Annotated in this window: 23 protein-coding genes and 1 pseudogene; 3 read left to right on the forward strand and 21 right to left on the reverse strand. The window is 43.5% G+C overall.

The features are described from left to right. Positions 1–17: 17 nt before the first annotated feature. The 6 genes from NST94_RS19390 to NST94_RS19415 all read right to left on the reverse strand — a co-directional run bounded on the left by NST94_RS19390 (position 18) and on the right by NST94_RS19415 (position 4,827). A complete protein-coding gene (locus tag NST94_RS19390; RefSeq protein WP_076190569.1) occupies positions 18–989 on the reverse strand; it encodes a ring-cleaving dioxygenase in 972 nt (323 codons plus the stop codon). Between the two features lie 87 nt (positions 990–1,076). Continuing rightward, on the reverse strand, positions 1,077–1,544 hold the full coding sequence (locus tag NST94_RS19395; RefSeq protein ID WP_076129882.1) for a MarR family transcriptional regulator: 468 nt from the start codon (positions 1,542–1,544) through the stop codon (positions 1,077–1,079). An 80-nt stretch (positions 1,545–1,624) separates the two neighbouring features. After that, on the reverse strand, positions 1,625–2,338 hold the full coding sequence (locus NST94_RS19400; protein WP_076179130.1) for a type II CAAX endopeptidase family protein: 714 nt from the start codon (positions 2,336–2,338) through the stop codon (positions 1,625–1,627). A 98-nt stretch (positions 2,339–2,436) separates the two neighbouring features. Then, positions 2,437–3,777, reverse strand: coding sequence for a HAMP domain-containing sensor histidine kinase (locus NST94_RS19405; RefSeq protein ID WP_076301753.1), 1,341 nt, complete (start codon positions 3,775–3,777; stop codon positions 2,437–2,439). Position 3,778: 1 nt separating this feature from the next. Continuing rightward, on the reverse strand, positions 3,779–4,474 hold the full coding sequence (locus tag NST94_RS19410) for a response regulator transcription factor (protein ID WP_076281473.1): 696 nt from the start codon (positions 4,472–4,474) through the stop codon (positions 3,779–3,781). Positions 4,475–4,677: 203 nt separating this feature from the next. Further along, complete coding sequence (locus NST94_RS19415; RefSeq protein ID WP_179089375.1) at positions 4,678–4,827, reverse strand: hypothetical protein; 150 nt, start codon at positions 4,825–4,827, stop codon at positions 4,678–4,680. 258 nt (positions 4,828–5,085) lie between these two features. Between NST94_RS19415 and NST94_RS19420 the strand changes: the two genes are divergently transcribed. Both NST94_RS19420 and NST94_RS19425 read left to right on the forward strand, forming a co-directional pair. Beyond that, positions 5,086–5,433: a PadR family transcriptional regulator gene (locus NST94_RS19420; RefSeq protein WP_076301754.1), complete on the forward strand. Its 348-nt coding sequence runs from the start codon at positions 5,086–5,088 to the stop codon at positions 5,431–5,433. After that, a complete protein-coding gene (locus NST94_RS19425) occupies positions 5,420–6,415 on the forward strand; it encodes a hypothetical protein (protein ID WP_076129887.1) in 996 nt (331 codons plus the stop codon). The genes NST94_RS19420 and NST94_RS19425 overlap by 14 nt, the downstream gene beginning before the upstream one ends. Positions 6,416–6,809: 394 nt before the next feature. On the opposite strand, the gene NST94_RS19430 is transcribed toward NST94_RS19425, so the two are convergent. From NST94_RS19430 to NST94_RS19490, 13 genes are all read right to left on the reverse strand, one after another. Then, complete coding sequence (locus NST94_RS19430; protein ID WP_076301800.1) at positions 6,810–8,087, reverse strand: alpha-L-fucosidase; 1,278 nt, start codon at positions 8,085–8,087, stop codon at positions 6,810–6,812. Positions 8,088–8,136: 49 nt separating this feature from the next. Then, positions 8,137–9,087, reverse strand: a complete 951-nt coding sequence (locus NST94_RS19435; protein WP_076301755.1) for an ROK family protein — start codon at positions 9,085–9,087, stop codon at positions 8,137–8,139. Between the two features lie 28 nt (positions 9,088–9,115). After that, positions 9,116–9,808: a copper homeostasis protein CutC gene (locus tag NST94_RS19440; protein ID WP_339281187.1), complete on the reverse strand. Its 693-nt coding sequence runs from the start codon at positions 9,806–9,808 to the stop codon at positions 9,116–9,118. 24 nt (positions 9,809–9,832) lie between these two features. Continuing rightward, on the reverse strand, positions 9,833–11,272 hold the full coding sequence (locus tag NST94_RS19445; RefSeq protein ID WP_076183113.1) for a leucyl aminopeptidase family protein: 1,440 nt from the start codon (positions 11,270–11,272) through the stop codon (positions 9,833–9,835). A gap of 41 nt (positions 11,273–11,313) precedes the next feature. Beyond that, a complete protein-coding gene (locus tag NST94_RS19450) occupies positions 11,314–12,306 on the reverse strand; it encodes a dipeptide ABC transporter ATP-binding protein (protein ID WP_143766409.1) in 993 nt (330 codons plus the stop codon). Continuing rightward, on the reverse strand, positions 12,303–13,304 hold the full coding sequence (locus NST94_RS19455; RefSeq protein WP_076129893.1) for an ABC transporter ATP-binding protein: 1,002 nt from the start codon (positions 13,302–13,304) through the stop codon (positions 12,303–12,305). The genes NST94_RS19450 and NST94_RS19455 overlap by 4 nt, the downstream gene beginning before the upstream one ends. Positions 13,305–13,317: 13 nt before the next feature. Next, positions 13,318–14,229, reverse strand: a complete 912-nt coding sequence (locus tag NST94_RS19460; RefSeq protein WP_038572342.1) for an ABC transporter permease subunit — start codon at positions 14,227–14,229, stop codon at positions 13,318–13,320. Between the two features lie 66 nt (positions 14,230–14,295). Beyond that, positions 14,296–15,219 carry an ABC transporter permease subunit gene (locus tag NST94_RS19465; RefSeq protein ID WP_076301758.1) on the reverse strand — a complete coding sequence of 308 codons (924 nt, stop codon included), beginning with the start codon at positions 15,217–15,219 and terminating at the stop codon, positions 14,296–14,298. Positions 15,220–15,331: 112 nt separating this feature from the next. Continuing rightward, complete coding sequence (locus NST94_RS19470) at positions 15,332–16,936, reverse strand: glutathione ABC transporter substrate-binding protein (RefSeq protein WP_076141089.1); 1,605 nt, start codon at positions 16,934–16,936, stop codon at positions 15,332–15,334. Positions 16,937–17,025: 89 nt separating this feature from the next. Continuing rightward, positions 17,026–18,030: an asparaginase gene (locus NST94_RS19475; protein WP_339281188.1), complete on the reverse strand. Its 1,005-nt coding sequence runs from the start codon at positions 18,028–18,030 to the stop codon at positions 17,026–17,028. Positions 18,031–18,058: 28 nt separating this feature from the next. Further along, the gene (locus tag NST94_RS19480) at positions 18,059–19,216 is read right to left on the reverse strand and encodes an ROK family transcriptional regulator (RefSeq protein ID WP_076218480.1); all 1,158 of its coding nucleotides are present in this window, start codon (positions 19,214–19,216) and stop codon (positions 18,059–18,061) included. Between the two features lie 467 nt (positions 19,217–19,683). Then, positions 19,684–20,367 (reverse strand): MgtC/SapB family protein, encoded by a 684-nt coding sequence (locus NST94_RS19485; RefSeq protein WP_244886359.1) that lies wholly within the window; start codon positions 20,365–20,367, stop codon positions 19,684–19,686. Positions 20,368–20,493: 126 nt separating this feature from the next. Continuing rightward, positions 20,494–21,048, reverse strand: coding sequence for a GNAT family protein (locus NST94_RS19490; RefSeq protein ID WP_076301760.1), 555 nt, complete (start codon positions 21,046–21,048; stop codon positions 20,494–20,496). 186 nt (positions 21,049–21,234) lie between these two features. Here NST94_RS19490 and NST94_RS19495 point away from each other — a divergent pair, with 186 nt between their 5' ends. Next, positions 21,235–21,630 (forward strand): DUF2871 domain-containing protein, encoded by a 396-nt coding sequence (locus NST94_RS19495; protein ID WP_076129897.1) that lies wholly within the window; start codon positions 21,235–21,237, stop codon positions 21,628–21,630. 58 nt (positions 21,631–21,688) lie between these two features. Here the strand turns inward: NST94_RS19495 and NST94_RS19500 are convergent, their stop codons facing one another. Both NST94_RS19500 and NST94_RS19505 read right to left on the reverse strand, forming a co-directional pair. Then, positions 21,689–22,741, reverse strand: a complete 1,053-nt coding sequence (locus NST94_RS19500) for a cellulose binding domain-containing protein (RefSeq protein ID WP_256720982.1) — start codon at positions 22,739–22,741, stop codon at positions 21,689–21,691. Next, positions 22,733–24,337 (reverse strand): annotated as a pseudogene (locus tag NST94_RS19505) (glycoside hydrolase family 6 protein); the annotation flags it as partial. The gene NST94_RS19500 and the pseudogene NST94_RS19505, both read right to left, overlap by 9 nt. Positions 24,338–24,669 lie beyond the last annotated feature (332 nt).

The raw sequence follows: 24,669 nt of genomic DNA on the forward strand, positions 1-24,669 counted from the left end.
CTACTTTCTTCGCTGTATTATTGGATAGGATGAAGCTTCGATGCAATCTCTTCCCGGCGTTCTTCCAGAAAAGAAGGCAAGGTCAAATTCTCGCCCAATGTGTCAAAAGATTCATCAATCTCAAACCCTGGACCATCTGTAGCAAGCTCGAAAAGAATATGGTTCGGATCACGGAAATACAAGGAATGGAAGTAATAACGATCAATGACCCCTGTGTTCTTGAACCCTGCAGCTGTGATTTTAGCAGCCCATGCGGTTAATTCTTCCAGATCCTTCACTCTTATAGCCACATGATGGATACTCCCTCTTCCCGGTCTTTCCCGGTCTTGATCATTAACTTCTTTGAGCTGAAGTTCAGTGTACAAGCCGCCTTTAGCTGTTTCATAAATATCCACCATTACCTTCGGGTCACCCATGGATGGCACTCTACGAACTTGTGTATAGCCTAAAATATCCTCCAAAACAGCCTTTGTACGGCTAGCCTCACGAACAGTCAATTCAACGGGACCCAATCCAACAATGGCATATTGTGGTGGAATATCATCAGTAATCCAAGGTTCTACCAGCTGAGTCACATTATCTTTTTCTGCGGACACCAGATGAACCGTTAATTCATCACTATCCTGAAAAGTAAGCGAATTGCGCTCCTCTATACTTACGATAGCTTCATGAGCGACTTCAAATGTATCTAATCTGCTAGCCCAATATACTAAAGCCTCATCGCTAGGAACGAGAAGAGAGATTGCAGAAATACTGTTCGTTCCTTTCCGGGTCTGGCCTGCATTTGGCATTTCAAAAAAGGATACCTCGGTGCCTGGAGCGCCATTAGAGTTGCCATAGAATAAATGGTACATGGTTGGATCGTCCTGATTTACGGTTTTTTTGACAAGTCTTAGTCCCAGTACTTCTGTATAAAACCATAGGTTTTGTTTAGCGTCTTTAGTAATCATTGATACATGATGTTGTCCGGTTATTTGTGGTTGGCTCATTTTAATTTCCTCCTAATATAATTATGGTTTACTAGTAAACTGATGCTGAAAAAAGGAAGCTTTATTCAGAATAAAGCTTTTACAATACTACTGAACTCCTCGTGGAATCCGATTCTCATTCAGGCTATGGCGGTGAATCTTCTTAAGCATGCTGTAAAATACTTTCTTCTCGTCGTCCGTCAGTGGATCGAATAACGAAGCTTGGAAATCCGATTGCAAAGGAAGCACCTTCTCGATAAGCGCCTGGCCCTTTTCAGTTAAAGAAATATACTTCACCTTCCAATCCTGCTTGCGTTCAATCCATCCTTCTTTTTCTAATCTGCCAAGCATATGTGATACTCCACCTTTAGTAATGGTTAAATGCTCGGCAATATCCATTTGTGTCACAGGCTGATGTAATAGTATTTGTACTAACGCATCAAACTGGCTGACCGTTAAATCAAACTGCTTCAAGAACTCATTGGAAAGATCGTTACTATTGTCATAAACTCTTACCAGCCGCAGCCAGATCAATAAGCTTAGTTTGTTGTCTTCAGTGAATCCATTGTCTCGCATTATGCCACATCCATTACTTTGGAATTGGATCTATTTGATTATCAGTTTACTAGTAATCTGATATGAAGTCAAGTTTCGTATTAACTTAAGAAATAGAGAAGCACAGATAAACCATTACTAAACATGTGCGCGCCTATAGGCACTAATATATTTTTTCTTTTCTCATATAGGTAGGCAAAGATTAATCCAGCAGCCATATAGGAGAAGATATTCCACATTTCGTTATAGTTACTCTGGAACACCACGGCTCTATAGACATGTTGAAAGCCAAATAAAAAGGAGGATATCAGATAAGCCAGAAGACGACTCTTCCTGCGGATCGTTCTATAAATGGTAACCCGATATACTAATTCTTCAATCAAGGGGCCAATCCATACCACGTTCACTGTAAAAATAAATGGATACGAGGACAACATTGCCCGTAAATCCACCTCATTAACAGACTTTGTAATAGGATGAAAAATGGAAATTAGTGTGGGGATCAACATACTTCCGATGATAATAATCAAACAAAGTCCCCAAACCATCCATAACATATTACGGACCCAGTATTGTCTGAAATCATGAATAGCTTGTTTATAGAATCCCCTAAAACCTATAATCACTCCTATGTAGATCAGACTATTCAACATTAAGGCCATTCGATTTTGTTGTTCTGGCTGCCAAATAAAAACATGGTTGAGAATCCCCATAACCGGCCTGATCAAGAGAATAGAGAACAACCCTAAAAAGTACATTACTGCTAATATAACGCCTAAGATCAATTGCCTTTTACTTAATTTTTCATCAATCATTATAATCTATTCCCCCAAGTAAAATTGTTAATAGACTGAATATCAACCATTTTAGCATTGGGAAATTTCATATGACTTAATGTAATCTTACATAGACCTTAAATTTGCCGGTTCAGCTCAATTATAATTTCAAACTGGTTATCTTGCGTATTCAGCTGAACAGTCCCTCCATGAGCAGCTATTATTTTTTGAACAATGAGTAACCCTAATCCAGAACCTGCCGGGTTCAAGGCTGATGGTTGGCCGTAATTAATAAAAGTAAGCTTGGCTCCATCATTCACCTTTTCCAGCACAGCTTGAAACGTAGAACCTTGCTCCTGATAAGCGATGGCATTATAAAGCAGGTTTGAGAATACTCGATTCATTCTTTTTTTATCAAACTGTAGAATTATTTCTTCTGGCTCGATTACAAAATCAGGGATCATACCCGCAGCCTCAAGCTCGGGCAACATATGTATCATTTCTTCTCTCAAATATTCTGAGAAATCATCTGTTGTAACATCCAAGCGGAATTCGGGACTTTCCATTCTCGATAATTCAAACAAATCCTGAATCAATACATTGGCACGGATACTATTTTCGTATATTATTTTGGCAAATTCCAAATGTTCTATCCGACCGCTCACCTGTTCTTTTAGTTCAAGCTCTGCGTAACCCATAATACTTGTTAATGGATTTTTTAAATCATGGGATATATCCAATATTAGATTTTTTCGATTGTTTTCACTCTGTTCTTTTAACGAGGTCTGGATCTGAATCACTTCTGCCATATGATTAAAAGCCTGCTCCAGTTGACTAAACTCCCGATTCCCGCCTACCTGCACTCTTGCTGAATAATCCCCATTCTTAATTTTTTCAACAGCAGCGGACAACTGGTCTAAGGGTTTAATGAAACTAACCGCCGTAATTCTCGCATAAATCATCGTGCTTAGAATCAGAATCAACAAATAACCTAACCCAATAAATCCAAGCATTTGAAGGGTATGATCCTGCATAGGTGAATCTGAATTCCAATGGAAACTGCCTGTCATTTTCACTTGTATAGGTAAAGAGACGATCAGCCAAAATTGTTCCTGCTCATTATATTCAACAGTGATCATATCTTTGTTAGCGCCAGTATTCATTAGAAAATCCGTAAATTCTTTGACACTAATCTGCTTGGACGTAAATGGATTGTTGCCAATGGAGTGTATGACTTCGTAATTGGAATTCACAACCTGTAAACTGCCCCCGACATCATTAACAACACTAGTGTCAATTCTTTGATAGTCATTTTGCATAAGCTTAGCAGCCGTTAACTGATTATAAATAATGTCCTTAGATCCCAGCCTGTTCATGCAAAACAAAGCAACAATCACCAATATCGTTATAACCGTTGTTATAAGAAAGATCGCGATATAGTTTTTTAACAATTGATAGGATATATTTTGTTTTCTCATCTTATTTACCTGGGTTGTAGAATTTGTAACCTAGTCCACGCACGGTAACGATATATTCGGGATGGTGTGGGTCCCGTTCGATCTTATTCCTTAGACGGCTGATGGTAACCATAATCGTATTATTATCACTATAGAAATCTTCTTCCCACGCCGCTGCATATAACTTTTTGGGCGTAAAAATTTGATTAGGACTCTGCATCAGACATTGTAACACCTTATATTCCTTGGCATTTAGAAGAACTGGACTTTCATTTATGTACAACATACATTCCTTTAAATTCAGCTTCAATTCTCTATGTTGGATTGTTTCTTCAGTTATCGATTGGCTAAGATCGTATACATTTCTTCGTCTCAGCTGCGCCTCAACCCTAGCCACAAGCTCTGAAGCACTAAATGGCTTCACCATATAATCGTCTGCTCCAAGGCCTAAGCCCACTATCTTATCAATTTCTTCACCGCGGGCAGTTAACAAGATAACTGGAATATGGCTTTTCTCTCTTATCCGTCGCAGCAGATTAAGCCCATCAAGCCTGGGCATTACAATATCCAGAATGGCAAGATTTATTTCATGTTGATTAACAACCTCTAAAGCCTCAATGCCATCCTTGGCTTCGAATACTCGATAGGATCGATCTTCTAAATGTATTTTCACTAGTTTTCTTATATCAGTTTCATCTTCAGCAATCAGTATATTCATCGCTTAATTCCCCTAACTATTCTCAAATAGCTGAGTCTTTTCACTCAGTATAACTTGCCAATACCACTTCGGTATATAAAGCCTAAAGAATACATCTGGAACATCATGATTAAAATACCCATGGATCACCATAATCAAATCTATTAAAATCAATAATTCCAAGTTCCTCGACTTCGTAATGATCATACTCCCGTTTTTTCTGATCATAATGGGAATTCCGCCGTTCTCAACAATAACTCTCTGCCGTCGCAGGTCCTAATGTAATATTTCTTGTCCTTTGACCAGCCCTTATGAACCGGTTCAACTCCCTCCCATGTAGAAGCATTCGGGATGTCACTAAAAAATGGAATCATTTCACGACCTCCTTTTAATCAAACTGCTTCACAAAATAGAAAAATTTTCTTATTTATTTCTCAGAAGATTATTTTATTCAATTGATGTTGGAACAACAATAGTGTATGATGCATAGTATAGATCGAATACTGTATGACACATAGTAAGTATAAACGACTTCGACGTCCTCTTAAGGACAGCAAGCGTTTAAACAAAAAATATAAGAACAATTTATAAGAGATTATAAATTCTTATATTTTAAATAATGAGGTGGGTGAATGAGTACTTTATTAAATACTTTAATCACAGAGCTTAGAAGAGGTACGTTAACGCTAGCCGTTTTAAGTCAATTACGAACGCCCCAGTATGGATATTCGCTCGTTCAATTGTTGGAGGAATCCAGCATCATCATCGATCAAAGCACCCTATATCCATTACTTCGCCGATTAGAGAAACAGGAATTAGTGACGAGCAGCTGGGACACATCCGAGAGCAGACCCCGTAAGTATTATGTTCTAAGTGACTATGGCGTAGAGATTTTTTTACAGCTAAAGGAAGAATGGCTTAAGAATTCGAAAGAACTCTACGGCCTATTACAAGGGGAGGATGACCATGAAGCTGATTGAGATTTACATTCATGAAGTTACTCGGAGGTTACCAGAACAAAATCGGGAAGACATCGCATTAGAATTACGATCAACCATCGAGGATATGTTACCGGATGATTATGACGAAAAAGAGGTAAAAGCCGTCCTTGCAAAATTGGGCAATCCAGCTATTTTAGCTAGTGAGTACCGCGATCAGCCCATGTATCTCATCGGCCCACGCTATTTTGATTTATATGTTACGTTATTAAAAATGATTATACCCATCGCTGTAGTTGTTTCTTTAATCGCTCTGGTTGCTGATTACTTGATTGGCTACAGCGGCGATAAAACAGTTGCGGATATTGTTACTGCAGTTATAAGTACAGGAATTGGAACCTTTCTTGAAGTAGGCATCCAAGTCTTTTTCTGGATAACTGTTGTGTTCGCTATTATCGAACGGGCGGATAAAGGAAAGGAAGGTCATCCTCTTACTACAAAATTAAGGAAATGGACTCCTGATGATTTGAAGGATATCGCGCTTGTCCATAAGAAAAAAGCAATTACAAGCTTCGAAGTGTTCGGAAGTTTACTGTGGACTGCCATTTGGGCTACTGTTTATTTTAATGCTGAACACCTGATCAGAGTCTATAGAGGCGGTGAAGGCGCACTTAACTTCGTAGCCCCAGCTTTTAATCAGCATGTATTACTTGATTATTGGCCAATTATTCTTATTGTGATCGGATTAGAAGTCGCGTTAACTATATATAAATTAATCAAGAGACAATGGACTAGAGAATTAGCATTATGTAATACGGTCCTTGAGCTCATTGTACTTATTGTATTCGCTGTTATCCTTATAAATCCGAGTGTATTCAACCAAGAATTTATTAATTACATGTCTAATTTATTAAACACTACAGCTAACCAATTTGAAACGGGACTAGTAGGTGGAGGAATAGCAATCTTGATTTTAGTCGCGGTCCTCAATATATATGAGGGCTTCCGCAAGGCTCGCCTTTAGTATTCACAGAACGGCGATTCTCCTGTTATTTGGAGAATCGCCGCTTTGTATTCTGATTCGTTGAATGCCTGCTTCAAATGCTTCAACAACTTCAACATTGTCACCCCCCTCTGAGAGTTGCGGACCCAGATGACGTTATTTGCACATTTTCTGCCTTTGGAACAGGGCTTCGGACTCCAATGACGCTATTCCCTAGAATCAGCTCCATATCGGGGGTGTTTCAAGGCAATAGCGGCTATGCAGTCCGTTGGCATCCCAAAAGTGCGATATTTCTGGGTTTAGAGTCATCTGTGTCCGATAGGTGTTTCGTATGTGCAAATGTTAGCAAAGTATATGTAAAAAAAAGGAGTTGTCTCAGCAGCCATTCAGGGCATATGGGACAACTCCTTCTGATTTAATTAAATAGTTCAAGCTCGATAACCGTATCCATCTCATCAGGTAACATCGCGCCTTTTAATGTAATAAAAGCTCCACCGTCAACATCCGAATATTCCTCAGCCATCCACGGCACCTCCACCTTTAGCTCGGTACCATCACGTAGTAATCTTGCCTTTTTAATCTTCCCTTTCAGACCTTGGAAATAGATCGGGCCAATTCCACGGTCGTAGACATGCGCATACAATTTATTGCCCTTTTGCGTATAACGTCCCCACTCTGGCTTAGGTAGCAAAGACTTCCCGCATCCATAAATACTATCTCCATTAAGGCGCATCCACTCCCCAACTTCGTCAAGGATAACCAGTGATTCCCGCGTCATTTCACCTTTGGCATCTGGTCCAACATTGAGGAGCAGGTTACCATTCTTACTGATACATTCGACCATCGTACGGATGACTTGCTTGGTCGATTTATAATTCTTATCCTCGGAATGATAACCCCAGTTGTCATTCAGGGTAATGCAGGCTTCCCAAGGGATGGATTGGCCGTTTACGTCAACAATGCCGCCAGGCGGAATGATCTGCTCGGGGGAGAAGAAATCTCCAGCATACTCCTCAGGTTCTGCCGCACGAATATTGCCACCTAATCGATTGTCGATAATAATATCAGGTTGTATGGAACGAATCATCCGGATAAGCTCCGTAGCCTTCCACTTCTCCCCTGTCATATTATCGTAGGAGAAGTCAAACCACATAATGTCGATTTTACCGTAATTGGTGAGCAGTTCCTTTACTTGCCCATGCATATACTCCAAGTATCTATCGAAATCAATCGGCTTATCTTTGACCGCTTCGTTATCCCGATCAGGATGTGCCTTATCTCCATAACCGGGATAATCCTCATGGTGCCAGTCTATGATAGAGTAATATAGACCAACTGCAATACCTTCAGCACGGAAAGCGTCTACATATTCCCGCACTAGATCACGCCCAGCGGGCGTATTAGTCGCTTTGAAATCAGTCAGCTTACTATCGAACAGACAGAACCCGTCATGATGTTTGGTCGTAAGCACAGCATATTTCTGACCCGCAGCTTTGGCTGCACTTGCCCATTTCTTCGGGTCATATCGAGAGGCGTCAAATTCATCGAAATACCTCATGTAATGCTCTCTACTCATCCGCTCGTTGCCGCGTATCCATTCCCCTCTAGCAGGAATTGAATATAATCCCCAATGGATAAACATCCCGAACCTATCCTGTAAGAACCATTTCGTTCTTTCTTCTCTTGTACCCATCTCTCCAACTCCTCCGTTAATGAAAGCTGTGATCAATCATTCACTCCACCTAAGCGGTATGAAATAATGCAGCTGCTCCAATTAGGCCTACATCGTCTTTGAGCGCGGCAGGTTCAATTGTAAAAGTACCTTTATAAGGATCCATGACAAATAGCTCCGTCTTCTCCACCAGTGCAGGGAATAACAAATCTCCAGCCTTACTCACGCCTCCACCGATCACGATCCGATCAGGATTGAACGTATGTACTGCATTGGCTAGACCTAGTGCCATATAATGAATACTCCGGTCAATAACCTCGACGGCCACGGGATCGTTAAGTGCCATGGCTTCAAATACGTGCCGCGAAGTGATTTTTTCTCCATTTATATTAGCCAGTTCCGTAATCATCGACGGGCTGCTCTCCATACTTCGCAGCGCCATATCCCGAATCGCTGTGCCCGAAGCGAAAACTTCCCAGCAGCCGAATCTTCCACAGCTGCATTCCGTTCCGTTCGGGTCAATAATATTATGACCTAGTTCACCAGCAAATGAATTTTTGCCAAGAAGCAGCTTGCCGTCAATGACGATACCTGCTCCAATCCCTGTGCTAAAGGTAACATAAACCATGTTGTCTGCACCTTTGCCAGCACCTCGGACATACTCGCCCCAAGCCGCAGCGTTCGCATCATTCACTACCTTTACTTCAACGCCTAGCTCCAACTCCATCCAGTGCTTCAGTGGAACATTATCCCACTCCGGAAGATTGGTGCCGTGAATAACGATCCCGTCCTGGCTATTTACAGCTCCGGGAGAAGCCAGACCCACTCCTCTGAGTGGTCGCCCTTCGGATACGGAGCGGATCATATCGATCATTCGCTGCACCACTTCTTTAGCGGTACGTGCCCCAGCCGTTTCCATCAATTCCCGTTTCAACACGGTCCCCTTTGAATCGAACAATGCTGCGGCAATTTTTGTGCCTCCTAAATCGATTCCAACTACGTAGCTCTCAACCTTCTGCATAACCCATTCACCTTTTCACTATCTATTATTAGCCGTTAGAATGAATACTCTCCGCTAACGCCCGTAAGGCTGCTGGATCGATTGGCGACAAAGCGTCTTGATCATAACGAACAGCCGACCCAAAATGCACTTCTGTTACTCCAGTCTGACGTATAAATGAAGTAATACCTTCCGGCTTCAGACCGCTTCCAGCCAGTATACTTACCGATTTACCTCTTGATTCCTCGACTAGCTTCCGCATAGCAGGAATAGCTTCAGGAGCCGGACCTGGCCCGGCAGAAGTGAGTACACGCGTAATTTGCGGATACTTACAAAGCGTTCGATAACCTTCTATTTGATCCTTCAACTCATCAAAAGCACGGTGGAAGGTAACTTGCAATCCCTCGGTCAACGGCAATAATGTTTCAAGCGCTCGCTCGTCGATAGTCCCTTCCGGGGTTAACGCACCAAGCACAATCCCCGCCGCACCGCTGGCTGCAATTTGCTTTATCTCTGCTGCCATGGTCAAAATGTCATACTTTGAATAGCAAAAAGAACGGCTGTGCGGGCGAACCATAACAAACGCAGGAATGTTAACCGATTTGGCAACTTGTTGCACCAATCCTATCCCTGGTGTTAATCCGCCTTCCGTAATCGCAGTAATGAGCTCCAGGCGGTCAGCCCCGTTCGCTTCTGCTGTAAGGGCATCGTCCATACAGGTAGCGATGACTTCCAATCTCATAACTTTCCTCCACTCTTCCGGTTGTTATTGTTGTGCCTGTTTCATAACATAATCAGCGAGCAGTCGAGCACCATAGCCCGTTGCTCCAGCTTCTGAATACCCCACATCCTGTTTGTACTGAACCGTCCCAGCCATATCAATATGGACCCAGCTCAGCGATTCCGCTACAAAGCGCCGTATAAAAAGCGCTGCTGTAATCGCACCTGCAAAAGGTGAAGTACTAACGTTGCGCAGATCAGCGTAATTGCTTCGAAGATCGACTTCGTATTCATCCATAAGCGGCATGGGCCACAGTCGTTCTCCATTGCGCTCACCGATTTCGACGAGGCTCTGCGTCATCTCTCCATCACCCCATATGCCGGCGATACCTAATCCTAACGCTGCGCCAACATTTCCAGTAAGTGTTGCAATATCAATGACCTTAGTTGCCCCGATATTTGCTGCATGAATAAGAGCATCCGCGATAATAAGCCGCCCCTCGCCATCCGTATTTGCAACCTGAACCGTCAGCCCATTAGGATAGCGTATAACAGACGATGGCAGCATTGCTTCAGCATCAGGTACGTTATCAACAACTGGGATCAATGCGGTCACATTTACATGAGCTTGATTCCGTACTAAAATATCCAGCGCGCCAATAACAGCTGCTGCGCCACCCATATCCATACGTGCATCGCTAATATCACTTGCGGTCTTAACATTCATCCCACCCAAATCGAAGGTAACACCTTTACCCACCAATGCCAGCATTGGCAATTCATGGTTACTCTCATAGCGAATTTCAACGAGGGCTGGGGAGTGTTTACTGCCTGCTCCAACCGCCAGCAACCCATTCATCTGTAGGTCAACCAGCTCCTGCCCCCGGTAGACATGAACTTTCACTACTGCGTTATCACGCTCGAAATATTCGACCATCCATTCTGCGAACCGATCCGGATTTAGAGTCCCGGGCACCTCATTCACCAGATCGCGAGCAACCACTGCTCCTTCAGCGCGCATGCGGCCAGTACTTAGTACAACTTCCAGTTCAGGTTTAGTCAGTTCAGGCCAATCGGCTGTCTGGAGCAGCAAATCAACTGAAATGTCTATTTTAGTAACGCCACGATAGGTTTGAAAACGATATAATCCAAGAAGCCAGCCTTCAATCCATGCTTGCAGCTCATCCGCAGCGGAAATATCACTTTCTGCTGTCCTACGAACAAATGAAGCTGAATTTCGTCCTTCTCTTAGGGCTGTACGGGCGGCAGATCCCGCTGCTCGGCGAACTTTCTCAAGCGTAAGAGCCCGGCGTTTTCCCATTCCAATAGCTATCACATCGGACTCTTCCTCAGAGCGAGCATATAACCATGTCACACTGCCACTCTGTTTGTGAGCTTCTCCCAGCCGAAGAGGAAATGGCTCCTCTTCATAGGCTAAGTAGATAAGCGTATCCGCCCCATTAGCGGAATCGAACAAGATATTCATAGCTGTCCCTTCTTTTCCGTAAAGTGTACTCACATTTTAAATTATCGTTCTAGTTTCAACATTTCTTCATCAAACAGATGACAAGCGAGCTCATGACCTGGTTCAACTTCCCGGAATACAGGCACATGTTGCTTACAAATTTCCATACAGGAAGGGCATCTTGTATGAAAACGACAGCCCGACGGCGGATCAACGGGACTTGGAAGATCCCCTTTTAGAATAATGCGTTCCTTCTTCAAGCTTGGATCGGGCACGGGAACTGAAGATAGCAGCGCTTGGGTGTAAGGATGCAAGGGACGGTCATACAATGTATCCTTATCAGCCGTCTCCACAAGGGAACCCAGATACATGACCCCAATTCGATCACTAATATGCTCGACCACACTGAGATCATGAGAGATGAATAAATACGTCAGGCCATATTCCTCCTGCAAGTCCTGTAACAGATTCAACACTTGGGACTGAATCGATACATCCAGCGCTGACACGGGTTCATCCGCCACAATTAGACTTGGGCGAACGGACAGAGCCCGGGCAATCCCAATCCGTTGCCGCTGTCCACCGCTGAACTCAAACGCGAATCGCTCGGCGTGGAAACTGTTCAATCCAACGGTCTCTAGCAGTTCGCAAGCTAGTTTATCCCGTTCTTTAGAGGACAGCTTTGTATGAATAAGCAGGGGTTCGGCGACAAGATCCTTCACCTTCATGCGGGGATTAAGTGAAGCATAAGGGTCTTGAAACACCATCTGCATATCTTTGCGCAGAGGCCGCATCTGGTTGTCTGAGATATGGCTAATATTTTGTCCCTTAAACCATACTTCTCCATGATTGGGTTCCAGTAAGCGGGTCACCAGCCTGCCCGTAGTCGATTTCCCACAGCCACTTTCACCTACAAGGCTGAACGTTTCTCCCTTACGAATGGCGAATGAAATCCCATCAACGGCGTGTAAATATTTAGTCGTTCCGAAGAAGCCCTTCTTCACAGAAAACAACTTCTTCAAACCCTTAACCTCAATTAATGGAGTCTCTTTCATAAACATCCCGCTCCTTCCGTGTCCTCCTGCTGTGTAAGCCAACAACGGCTTTTGCGCTCTAGCCCCTCAATCGGAAGTAGCTCAGGTTCTTGCGACAGACAACGCTCCATGGCAAATTCGCAGCGTGGCGCAAACTTACAGCCGGCAGGCATTTGTGAAAGGTCTGGCACATTCCCTTTTATAGACTCCAAGCGATGTACATTCTGGCGCAGCTTAGGTACCGATTGAATCAATCCCTTGGTATACGGATGTTGCGGTCTGGCGAACAGCTCCTGAACAGAGGCTTCTTCCACCACACGACCTGCATACATAACAACTACCCGGTCACATAATTCGGCAACTACTCCAAGATCATGGGTAATGAGCAGCATTCCCATATCCTGTTCATCTTTCAACTGCTTCATCAGATCAAGAATTTGCGCTTGAATCGTTACATCGAGTGCGGTCGTGGGTTCATCGGCAATCAACAGCTTTGGATGACAAGACATGGCCATTGCAATCATAACCCGCTGTCTCATCCCGCCGGATAGTTGATGCGGATATTCATCGATTAATTCCTCTGCGCGAGGGATACCTACAAGCCGCAACATATGAATCGCATGCTCACGAGCCTTCTTGCGTCCATAACCCAAATGCAGCCTAATCGGCTCTGTTAATTGCAGCCCAATCCGCAGCACTGGATTAAGAGAGGTCATCGGCTCCTGAAAAATCATTGCCAGATCATTTCCCCGGATTTGGCGCATCTCCTTCTCAGAAATCTTCGTCAAATCCTTTCCTTCAAAACGCACAGAACCTTCAGAAATTCTGCCCGGCGTATCTTTAAGCAACCGCATGATCGATAATGAGGTTACACTTTTGCCACAACCAGATTCACCAACCAGGCCTAGCACTTCACCTTTTTTAATAGCAAAGTCTACCCCCGCAACCGCAGTTATACTTCCATCGCCGCGTTTGAACTCCGTTTTCAGCCCTTGTACATCCAACAAATGTTGAGTCATGTCTTGTCCCTCCTTAGTTTTTCATTTTGGGATCAAGAGCATCACGCAGTCCGTCCCCGACCAGGTTAAATGCAAGTACTGTTAAAAAGATGGCTATCCCCGGAAAATAAACGATATGTGGAGCAATACTTAAATAATCACGTCCCATACTTAACATGGCGCCCCAATCGGGCTCCGTTGTTTTTGCACCCATTCCGAGAAAGCTCAATGATGCAGCGGCCAAGATCGCTCCGCCAATCTTCATGGATAGATTAACAATAATGCTGGGCACGGTCTCAGGAAAAATATGACGCCAAATAATCCGGCGATGCTTCGCTCCCATGGAACGAGCCGCTTCCACAAACAATGTTTCTTTCGCAGACAGCGTTACGCTCCGAATAATTCGGGCGAACGATGGAGTACCAAAAACTGCAACTGCGATAACAACGTTGGATAGACCCGGACCGAGAATGGCGACGATCCCAATGGCAAGCAGCAAGTCAGGAAAAGAAAATAGTACATCACTGCCACGCATAATAATCCGATCTAGCCAACCGCCATAATATCCGCTTAACAGACCTAGGATAGTTCCAAGTACACCTGCGATTAAGACGGAACTGAGACTGACCGCTAAGGTTAAGCGAGTACCATCAATCAAACGGCTTAGAATATCACGGCCATATTCGTCTGTCCCGGCCCAATGTGCAGCAGAAGGACCTGCCATAAGAGCATCGTAGTTTGGTTCATCAGGATTATACGGGGTCAGAAATGGCCCGAAAATTGCAATTAAGAATAGCAATATAATAAAAAATGCGGCCACAAGGGGCATCTTTTGTTTACTGAACTTACGTAAAAAAACACCCATACGGCCTTTTGTTTTCTCCGGGGCCAGTACCTCTCCGGGTAATGGAGATTTTGCTCCCATCACCGCCGAATTGTCACTCATGATATCCCTCCTGATCCTAAATTCACCCTATAAATCTATTGAAATTCTGCTTCTTAGTCGCATTAGCTACTGAGAAAACCTTATTTTCGGATTAAGTACGCCATACAATAAATCTACTAATAGATTGATAAGAATAAATTGTGTAGCAAACAGAAGCAGTAAGGCTTGAATGACTGTATAATCCCGGAACAAAATGGAGTCTACTAGCAGCCTGCCAAGACCCGGAATACTGAATACCGTCTCAACCATTACAGAGCCGCCAAGCAGGAACCCAAACTGAAGTCCAGCTACGGTAACCACCTGAATCAAAGAGTTGCGCAGCGCATGCCTGCCGATAACAATATACTCGCGTAAGCCTTTTGCACGTCCTGTACGGATATAATCCTCCCGAAGGGTCTCCAGCATAGATGACCTAGAATAACGGGCCAACATAGACATAATTCCCATCCCGAGTGTAATGGAAGGAAGAATATAGGACTTCCAGGAATCAACACCACCCGTTGGAAACCAACCAAGCTCTACCGAGAAAATTTGAATGAGTACCAAGCCTAACCAAAATCCAGGAATAGACATCCCTGAAATGGCTGTCAACGTCCCTAAATGATCCGGCCACCGATTGCGATAAACGGCTGAAACCACGCCAATTAGAAGACCAATAATTAGAGCCCAGGCCATACTAAGAAAAGTCAGCCACAACGTAGGCATTACTCTGCTTTCCAGCATGTCAGTAACCGGGATCCCTGAACGGATCGAATTGCCCAGATTCCCACTTAGCAGATCACCCATGTAGTTTATGTATTGCTTCCACAAAGGCAGATTGAGACCCAGCTGCTCCTGAATTCCACGAATCTCTTCAAGCGTGGCATCTTTACCGGCAATAAGTCGGGCTGGATCGCCTGGGATTAAGTGAATAAACAAAAAGACAAGCACCGATACAATGAACAACAGCGGAATAACCCCGAGGAGTCTTTGTAAAGCATATCTACCCAACTCATAAGCCCCCTTCAGTATCGACAAATGATTTAGTGAGGCCGCTTCCCACCATACTACAGAAGCGGCCTCGTTCATTTCTTGGGATATTAAACCTAACGTTTGTTTAGCATTATTTCACTTCTGCATTCAGGACATTAATGGAACCATCCGGGAAGACCTTAACTCCTTCCAGATACGATCTTTTGCCTGAGATGATTTGGTCGACGCCCATGAATGCCCATGGAGCATCTTCCCAAATTGTTTTTTGAATATTGCCATAGATGGATTTAGCCGCTTCTGGATCAACAGATTTATTCGCCTCAGCGATCCATTTGTCTACATTTTCATTTTTGTAATAGGCTGTATTTGAGCCAGCAGGCGGGAACATTTCACTACTGAACAACCCTCTGGTTGCACCATCTGCATCACCTGAAGACGGAGACCAGCTGACATACCACATTTGAATTTTTGCTTCTTCTGGTGTCTTAGCAGAGTTAATTTGGTCGGACAATGTGCCGCCTTCCATGGATTTCACGTCTACCTTAATCCCTACAAGTGCTAGCTGTTGCTGAATAAATTGCATACCCTTCATAGTTTCGGATTCATTTTCACCCCAAATTTCGGTTTCGAATCCATCAGGATATCCTGCTTCAGCAAGCAATTGTTTAGCTTTTTCAATGTCATAGTCATAACCTGTTTGCGGGGAATAATATTGTGTTTTGGAAGACATCGTGGAATCAAGCTTAGCACCAAGACCTGATTTCACAACTTTGATATAAGCTTCTTTATTGATAGCATAGTTAATGGCTTGACGAACTTTCACATCATCGAAAGGTTTTTTCATCGTATTCAACGTTACATAACGGACGATTGTCGAATCGATGGTATCTACAGTAATTCCTTCAAGACCTTCAACCTCAGATACTTGCTCCGTTGGCATTGGATAAATGAAATCCGCCTCGCCGGTTTTTAGCATGGCTATCCGTGATCCATTCTCTGGTACAGGTCTAAAGGTCACACTATCCACTTTTGGCAAGCCCGCTTGCCAGTAATCAGGGTTCTTAACGACAACCAAGCGGTCGCCTTGCACCCATTCTTTGAACTTAAATGGTCCCGTCCCTACAGGATTTTTCGAAATATCGGTGCCATTTTCTTCTAAAGCTTTCGGACTAATAATAGGTGCCATAGCTACTTTATTTAAAAATGCGTTGTACGGCTCACTGAGTGTAATAACCACGGTTTTAGCATCAGGAGTCTCCACTTTCGCTACCTTTGCGAAGCTTTTGCGCAGTCTCAGATTGTTCTTCTCATCTTGAATACGGGCGATGTTTACTTTAACCGCTTCAGCATTAAAGTCAGTACCGTCTTGGAATTTAACATTCTCTTGCAGCGTGAACGTGTAGACCAACCCGTCTTCACTTATGGAATGGCTTGCGGCAAGAACAGGAACCACGTTCATATTCTCGTCAAAACCCATCAGACCTTCGTACATCGTTCTGGCAGCGCTGATTGAATGCGTATCGCTTGCGTTATGAGGGTCCAGCGTAATAAAGTTAGAATTGATGGCAATTACAATGTCTTTATCATTCTTTGTAGTTGGGGTGCTAGTTTCAGTTCCACCAGCAGTATTGCCGTTTTGTCCCTCGTTGCTCGCTTTGTTGCCGCACCCTGCAGTCACTACTACTGTAATAAGCAGCAGCATGAACATTGACCATACTTTTCCTTTTGCTTTCATTTTTTACACTCCCCTATTCAAACGATGTATTAGAAAAGCTTCTAGTCCGATTAATCACCAAACTTGAAGATTATTCTTGACCTTATGCTCTAGATCTCCCATTGAAATACAGCACGGCGTTCGCCGACTACAGTACCGCCATCATTAACAATCGTGTTAGGCACGAGTGCATATAGGCGATCAATTGTGTCTTGATTGCTGTAACCAATACGTTCTAGAATCGATGCGATAATACATGGCCAGACTTGTTCTGATCCGTCGGATACTTTCAGTGATATACCCACTCGTTCCTTACGGAGTCCGATACCGTATACCCCTTTCGCTCCACCTTTAGCCGTCAGATTGTCATCCTTCAGGAGCTCTGAGCATACAAATTTCGTGTCAGCAATCATAACCGGGTTATCGTTCATAAGTTTTGCAATGACAGCGGCTGCGTTACGTATATCCGTATCCTCAATCAAATCGGGACACGCTAGCTTTAGATAGGAATAAGCGATTTTATGAAGCGGAAGTGCGAAGATAGGAAGTCCACAGCCATCAATACCTTGCGGAATGGACGCTTTGGGAACTTCAGCGATATAAGCCATCATCTCAAGAATCTCCTGTTGTACAGGATGGTTAGGATCGTAATAAGTGTTTATATCCCAACCCATATATTTGCTAAGGCCCATTAAGCCTGCATGTTTGCCTGAGCAGTTATGAAAGATTTTACGAGTAGGCTCATTTGCCCGGTGACGTTCTGCTTTGGCTTCTTCATTCAGCGGGTATGTAGAGCAGCAATGAAGTGACTCTTCTTTTAATCCCATATTCTGAAAAAGAGCTTCAAGCGCTTCAATATGGAAGGCTTCTCCCCGGTGTGAAGCGGTAAACAGCGAAGCTTCTTTACTTGTCAAACCATATACTTCATCGATCCGGCGTTTCATTACCGGCAAAGCTTGGAATGGCTTAGCAGCAGAGCGAAGATAAGTCATATGCTCCGGATCGCCTGCTTTGTACAAAATGTTGCCCTTCTCATCAACTACACTAACTGCACCATAATGCACATTCTCCAGCAGGCCACCACGATATTCTTCTACCAATGTTGTAAATCCCATCTGTACAACCTCCCCAGCAGTAGTTAATTTAATCTAAGGCAAAAAATCGATTCTGCGATAAAAGTCCCGATCCTATAATTACACCCTTCTCATTCAGCAACGAGCGATGAATCGTAAAGGAACCACGAAGCGGCTCCCAGGTAAAGCGCGAGAGGTACAGCTGCTCAACTTCTTCGTATATATCCGGGAATTTGTCCACGAGTTCTCCACTTAAAATCACGCTGTCGGGGTTATACATGCATACGACATTATTAATGGTGATGGCCATATACATGAGTGCACGGTCGATCAAGTGAATCGCCCATTGTTCTCCTGCATGTTTTGCTGCGAATAACTCCTCAATCGTACGGATCGGGCGAATCCGATTAGCTTCAGATAATAAAGAACTGATATTTATATAGGTCTGTAAACAGCCCGCTTTGCCGCACTCACACATCATTCCGTTAGGATCCACTGTCGTATGCCCAATTTCACCCGCACTGTTCATCACACCTCGATAGATCTCTCCCTCGAGAATCATCGCAGAGCCCACGCCTTGACCGAAACCCAATAATGCCGTACGGCTGGAGCCGACTGCAGCTCCTTTAAGATGTTCAGCAAGAGCCCTTACTTTCAGCTCATTGTCCACAGCGATTTCAAAACCTGTCAGCTCTTTCAAGCGTTTGGCTAACGGCACATTTTTCCATCCTAGCTGAACAGAGAAGACAACAATTCCTTCTTCGTTATTCACAATGCCGGGAAGTCCAACGCCAATACCCACGATACGTGTTCTGTCAATCACATGCTGCTGGAACAATTGCTCAATGGCTTCATGAATCCGTTCCAGCGTTCGATCCGGGCTTTCGTCTGGTGTACGGGGAAATTGACTACTGCAGATAAGCTGTCCTTGTAAGTCCACAATTCCAATAGACATAAGACTGCGATCCAGTTCAACGCCAACCGATAATACAGAAGCGTCCATCATACCTATTAACGTTGATTTCCGACCTAATCCTGATGATACCTGCTCTGAATCGAGTAAATATCCTTCCTCCGTCAACTCTCCGACAATTCGACTTACAGTCGTAGGACTCATACCAGTCTGTTTAGCAATAGAAGCGCGAGAAATCGGTTGTTGATTTTTTATAATTTCGAAAACCGTTAAACGATTTTGTCGCTTCATAAAATCCTGATCGTGCTTTTTCACGGGCATTCTCCTAATTATTTTCTCCAGTGCATTAATTGGATTAATAAACCACAAAAACAAGAAATTATTTGCAAATAAAGCGCTGATAATGTATTCTTTGATTTAAATTTTAATTTAGTTTCTCCAGTGATGGGATTAATAATAAAGGGTCATGGTTTATGTGTCAATATAAATGACATATTTTTTATTTAAAAATAAATGTAAGCGGTTAACGAAAGATAACCAACACAAAAACCACTCAATATATAACACAGACATAACATACAAGCCCATGAATTAGCATTTAATTTGAATCTTGAACCTATTAATTGGAATAGAAAGACTGAAAGTGGTATTTTGCTTGGATTAATGTGAGGGTGTGTGAATCGATGGTAAATTGAAGGTAACACTCGCATCAAAAGGAAACTCTCAAAAAGGAGGTAGCTTTTGATGCGAAGTGAGTTAGTTACATCGAAGGTGCTAAAAAATCATTGAAACTCAACGGTCTTAACCGCTGCGTCCTCTTGGATCATCGATAACAATTGTACTGGATTAAATGATTCAGGCAATCTTACAACGATTTCTACGTTTAATTCGGATTCTACACTGTTATTTTCAGCATGAAAACTTAGAACAGCGATTTTGTGTTCTTTAAGCAACTCTTGAATTCGGCCCATAGCGCCTTCTGTGTTAGCTAGACTTATAACGAGCTGTTGGGTTTTTGGTGCGGCCAGCCAGCTATTACGACTGTGTAAGATCTTTTGCCCAAGTAAAATGATTATCGTTGCTCCTACGCCAAGAATATAAAGACCAGACCCTATAGCCATGCCCACTCCGGCTGTTGCCCAAATCCCTGCAGCAGTAGTGAGCCCTTTGACTGTGTGTCTTTGCATAAAAATCATTCCTGCGCCCAAAAAACCTACTCCGCTTACTACCTGAGCAGCTATCCGAGCGGGATCAAGAGAAAGATTAGGCCAATCCGCTTGATCCTGAAACCCATATTTGGAGATGACCATCATGAGTGCAGCACCTAAGGCCACAACAAAATGTGTTCTAACTCCAGCTTCTTTCATCCGGCTTTTGCGTTCATATCCAACTAATACGCCACAAATTCCCGCACCAATTACACGAAGCAAATACTCAAACTCCATACCTTCACCTTCTTTCATCATGATATGTATGTTGGATTAGTACCACGTAGGATAAAGTCGATAATCTATTTATTGTATCACAAACAAAAAACCATAATACGTCCTCTCGCATTATGGTTAACTCGCTTTTTTATAATTTTATACTTCTTAGTTCGTATCGGAAGCTAACAAAGAGCAAATCTCCGCATCTACAAATCTACCTTTTTCAAAAAAAGATTCGCGCAACAATCCCTCATACTTAAAGCCCGCTTTCAAAAGAGACTTCTTGGAGGCAATATTAGCCGGATCATAAAACGCCTCAATTCGATGGAGCTTCATATGCTCAAAGCCATACGCAATAATAGCTGTCAGGACTTCCGTCATCACACCCTGCCGCCAATAAAGTGGAGATAATTCATACCCAATCTCTGCTTTGAAATTTCTGTGCGCCCAGTTATGATATCCGCATGAACCCATCATTATATTATCCTCACGCCTGGCTATTCCCCAGCGAATACTTTGTTTGTCTTTGAAACGTTCATCCCATCTTTCGATAAGGTTGATCGCTTGCTGTATATCGGTAAAGCTATCCAGATCATAATACTGGGTCACTTCATCTTTTGAAAAATAATTATATATTTCTTTAGCATCATCCAGTGTAATTCTTCTCAAAATAAAGCGGTTTGTTTCGAGCACAGGAAATCCTTCAACGTTATCGTTCATATTTTCCTTAAGTCTCCTCTCATTTCTCTAGTAGTACAGTTCGTCGTGGAAAGTGAAACTTCCTTTAGGATATAATGTATTTTATAAACTAGTGATTTTTTTCACCTTGTAATCATTTGTTCATATTGCGTTCTTAATTGCTTGATACACTTCAATCATAACGATAACTACAAAGGAGATATTCTTATGAAAAAATTGTATTACACGTCTTTTTTCTATGCAATTCTTGGTTTGATAGCCGGAGTGGCCTATCGCGAAATTACTAAAATGAATGATTTCACAGGAGATACTATATTAGTTGCGCTTCACACTCACATTCTAGTCTTAGGATTCTTTTTCTTTATTATTGCTATGATCTTAGACAAGTTATTTAATATCCATGAGGCTAAATCTTTTGGTGCATGGTACATTGTCTATAACATTGGTCTTCTAATCACGATTGGTGCAATGGCTACACGTGGAATGCTGCAAATTAACGGCAGTGATATTAGCTTCCTGCCCCATATTGCGGGACTTGGTCACGCCATTGTTGGGGCTGGAATCATCTGGCTGCTTGTGCTACTCGGTAAACGAATTAAATAATACAGAAAAAGCCGCCTGGATCACTCCAGCGGCTCTTTTAATTATCCCCTGCTTTCCGTTACGGAGCAATCCCCCATACGAGAGCATCACTTTGATAAAGCGTCACTTTATCCCAGTTAGTATAAGCAGTTTTAGTAGCATCAAAGGAGTAGTCATTGGCTTCGTTAAAATTAGTCCAATCTGATTTATATATTCTGAGTTGAATATCTCCGGACTGGCCTCCAGCTGGAATGGAACCAGCCGAAGAAGTAAACGAAAGTTCAACGTAAGTGTCTGCATTCGTGCCTGTGTTGTCTGCAAAGGCGACTTGAACATTATTATTGCCGATCTGTGCCCAATCAATTGTGCCATTTAACGTCTGATTACTATCTTTAGTGAAATAATAACGGATTTTAAGTTCGCTTAAGTTCACTGCGGTTGTGCCGTTATTTTTAATATTAAAATAAGGTTTGATCTGATTGTCTGTCGCATTAGTATCTCCCGCCCGATACTGCAACGTCAGACTAGTTGCTGCTGGAGCTTGTGGAACAGCACTTGCTTGTGCCGAATCCACACTTTCTCCTACACTGTTGGTTGCGCTTACAACATAGTAATAGGCTGTTCCGTTCGTTAAGCCCGTGTTGATGTAGCCAGTTGCCGTTAACCCTGTTGCTACAGTGGTGTACGGCTCTCCGCTTGTGGTCGCACTTTTCACAGTGTAACTAGTCGCACCACTGGATGCGCTCCAGCTCAGGTTTACTTTTGCATCTCCTGCTGTTGCTACCAAATTGGTTGGCGCCGCGGGAACAGTCGCCACTGCTGCTGGAGCCGCACTCGCTTGTGTAGAATCCGCACTCTCTCCTACACTATTGGTTGCGCTTACAACATAGTAATAGGTTGTTCCGTTCGTTAGGGCGGTGTTAGTGTAGCTCGTGGTCGTTAGCCCTGCTGCTACAGTGGTGTACGGCCCTCCGCTTGTGGTCCCACTTTTCACAGTGTAGCTAGTCGCACCACTGGATGCGCTCCAGCTCAGGTTTACTTTTGCATCTCCTGCAGTCGCTACCAAGTTAGTTGGTGCTACTGGAACTGTCGCCACCGCCGCTGGGGTCGCATTCGCTTGTCCCGAATTCACACTTTCTCCTACACTATTGGTTGCGCTTACAACATAGTAATAGGTTGTTCCGTTCGTTAAGCCTGTGTTGGTGTAGCTCGTTGCCGTTAGCCCGGTTGCTACAGTGGTGTACGGCCCTCCGCTTGTGGTCGCTCGTTTTACGGTGTAACTAATCGCACTGCTGGATGCCGTCCAGCTCAGGCTTACTTTTGCATCTCCCGCTGTCGCTACCAAATTAGTGGGTGCCGCAGGAACTACAGTACCCCCTCCGTTACTCAGAGGAATTACAGGGTAAGCATTCTGTACCAGCTGAACAAATTGATCATGGAACCAGTGGCCTGATACAGGCGCATTAGGTAATGCACCGGTCAGTGTGCCGCTTGAGCTGGTATAAGTCGGATCACACATTCTGTCAAAGCCCTTGCCCTCATTATTTGGAATGGCACTGCTGGAGCCGTCAGATTCTCCCGGAGGTTTCACCCAGACGAATGCATCCAAATGTGAGGCTGCATAACCTGCGGGTGCTGCTTGTGGAACTTCTCCAATTCCGGCGCCGCTGGCATTACACCAATTGCCGCGATGGAGACGTTTATCAATCCGACCGGAATCCGCATAAGCGTTAACGGTTGTTCCGCTTGCACTAGTCGGACGATTTGCTCCTCCCCACCCGTTACGGGAAGTATCAATAAGGAAGCCGATCGTGGAAGGCCAACCTTTTGCTACAAAACCTGAATACAAAGCTGCTGTGAAATCAGCTTCATCAAAATACGGATTCCATTCATAATAACTTGCAGAACGAAGCTGCTGGCTGCCTATCGTAAGATTCGGATCTGGAAGATTAGGTTCTACTAGTGGAGTGGTATTGGCTGTATTCGTAATGAATCCATCGACACTAGCAAGTCCAGCTGTAGTGCCTGACACAACCGAAGTAAAGAGGTCGATAGCGGGGCCACGGTTAGTATCCCATCCGAGCCAGCCAGAGTGACCAATATCCATGTAAGTATACACATTTGGAATGGCATGGAGAGCATTTAAAGTGTAACGTGTAGCATCACGGTAAATATTCGTGGAGTTAGCTTGAGCACACTGTGGTGTGCTGAGATTAGTAACTAGATTCGGAAGCGAGTCCGGCTCTACGATAGTCACTATCCGAATGTCACTATATTTGGGCTTTGCAAAAATACTGGCGATTACGTCAACATAATCTGATTTGTAGGTTGTCAAACCCGCTGCTGTCAGTGGCAGCTCGCCATTGGAGGCCAAAGCGTGGCAATCCCGCCCAGGCATATCATAAATTACGAATGTGGCTGTAATCGGCGTGTTTGGTTGCTTTTGCGCGAGTACGGAATCTAATGTTTCCTCAAGACTTTTTCTGCCTCCGTTTTCTGTCCCGCCATAAATTGCAGCAATTCGATCCAGCCATACGGCTGTCGGATATTTTTTAATGGTCTCCATCTTGGAAACTAAAGTACTATCGGTAACCTGAGCAATAGAGGTATCAATCAGTGCGGCATAATCAGGATTAACATATGCTGTAGCTCCTACAAACGGATTGTCAACATGCGCCTCACTGGCATACGTGGTAGAAGGAGCATATCCGGTGATAACTAAAGCCATGATCGTAAGCAATAACAACATTTGCTTCCTTAGTGCTTTTGTCATTTATTATTCTCCTTTCGACAATTAAATAAATTCGCAAATAATTTATTAATAGCCACGCGATGCTACAATTGCAGTATTCACTCCTTTAAAGAATGGTCACCTCCTCTATGCCTTACCCGCACTCATCATCACCTCCTCTCCGTTTTAAAGATCTAACAAGAGCCTAAATTCCCTAACTATTTAACATAAATATAATTTTATTTAATTTATAGAAAATTATCCCTTTTCTTGAATACTACCATATCCTATTTTTAATTAGAAGATAGTAGATGAAATAAAAGTTTAAT

The sequence above is a fragment of the Paenibacillus sp. FSL H8-0282 genome (assembly GCF_037963825.1).
Lineage (GTDB): Bacteria > Bacillota > Bacilli > Paenibacillales > Paenibacillaceae > Paenibacillus_AQ > Paenibacillus_AQ odorifer.

Bases quoted from the DNA above. Each gene is read 5' to 3' on its own strand.
- NST94_RS19390 (WP_076190569.1), bottom strand. From the start codon at position 989: ATGAGCCAACCACAAATAACCGGACAACATCATGTATCAATGATTACT.
- NST94_RS19395 (WP_076129882.1), bottom strand. From the start codon at position 1,544: ATGCGAGACAATGGATTCACTGAAGACAACAAACTAAGCTTATTGATC.
- NST94_RS19400 (WP_076179130.1), bottom strand. From the start codon at position 2,338: ATGATTGATGAAAAATTAAGTAAAAGGCAATTGATCTTAGGCGTTATA.
- NST94_RS19405 (WP_076301753.1), bottom strand. From the start codon at position 3,777: ATGAGAAAACAAAATATATCCTATCAATTGTTAAAAAACTATATCGCG.
- NST94_RS19410 (WP_076281473.1), bottom strand. From the start codon at position 4,474: ATGAATATACTGATTGCTGAAGATGAAACTGATATAAGAAAACTAGTG.
- NST94_RS19415 (WP_179089375.1), bottom strand. From the start codon at position 4,827: ATGATTCCATTTTTTAGTGACATCCCGAATGCTTCTACATGGGAGGGA.
- NST94_RS19420 (WP_076301754.1), top strand. From the start codon at position 5,086: ATGAGTACTTTATTAAATACTTTAATCACAGAGCTTAGAAGAGGTACG.
- NST94_RS19425 (WP_076129887.1), top strand. From the start codon at position 5,420: ATGAAGCTGATTGAGATTTACATTCATGAAGTTACTCGGAGGTTACCA.
- NST94_RS19430 (WP_076301800.1), bottom strand. From the start codon at position 8,087: ATGGGTACAAGAGAAGAAAGAACGAAATGGTTCTTACAGGATAGGTTC.
- NST94_RS19435 (WP_076301755.1), bottom strand. From the start codon at position 9,087: ATGCAGAAGGTTGAGAGCTACGTAGTTGGAATCGATTTAGGAGGCACA.
- NST94_RS19440 (WP_339281187.1), bottom strand. From the start codon at position 9,808: ATGAGATTGGAAGTCATCGCTACCTGTATGGACGATGCCCTTACAGCA.
- NST94_RS19445 (WP_076183113.1), bottom strand. From the start codon at position 11,272: ATGAATATCTTGTTCGATTCCGCTAATGGGGCGGATACGCTTATCTAC.
- NST94_RS19450 (WP_143766409.1), bottom strand. From the start codon at position 12,306: ATGAAAGAGACTCCATTAATTGAGGTTAAGGGTTTGAAGAAGTTGTTT.
- NST94_RS19455 (WP_076129893.1), bottom strand. From the start codon at position 13,304: ATGACTCAACATTTGTTGGATGTACAAGGGCTGAAAACGGAGTTCAAA.
- NST94_RS19460 (WP_038572342.1), bottom strand. From the start codon at position 14,229: ATGAGTGACAATTCGGCGGTGATGGGAGCAAAATCTCCATTACCCGGA.
- NST94_RS19470 (WP_076141089.1), bottom strand. From the start codon at position 16,936: ATGAAAGCAAAAGGAAAAGTATGGTCAATGTTCATGCTGCTGCTTATT.
- NST94_RS19475 (WP_339281188.1), bottom strand. From the start codon at position 18,030: ATGGGATTTACAACATTGGTAGAAGAATATCGTGGTGGCCTGCTGGAG.
- NST94_RS19485 (WP_244886359.1), bottom strand. From the start codon at position 20,367: ATGATGAAAGAAGGTGAAGGTATGGAGTTTGAGTATTTGCTTCGTGTA.
- NST94_RS19490 (WP_076301760.1), bottom strand. From the start codon at position 21,048: ATGAACGATAACGTTGAAGGATTTCCTGTGCTCGAAACAAACCGCTTT.
- NST94_RS19495 (WP_076129897.1), top strand. From the start codon at position 21,235: ATGAAAAAATTGTATTACACGTCTTTTTTCTATGCAATTCTTGGTTTG.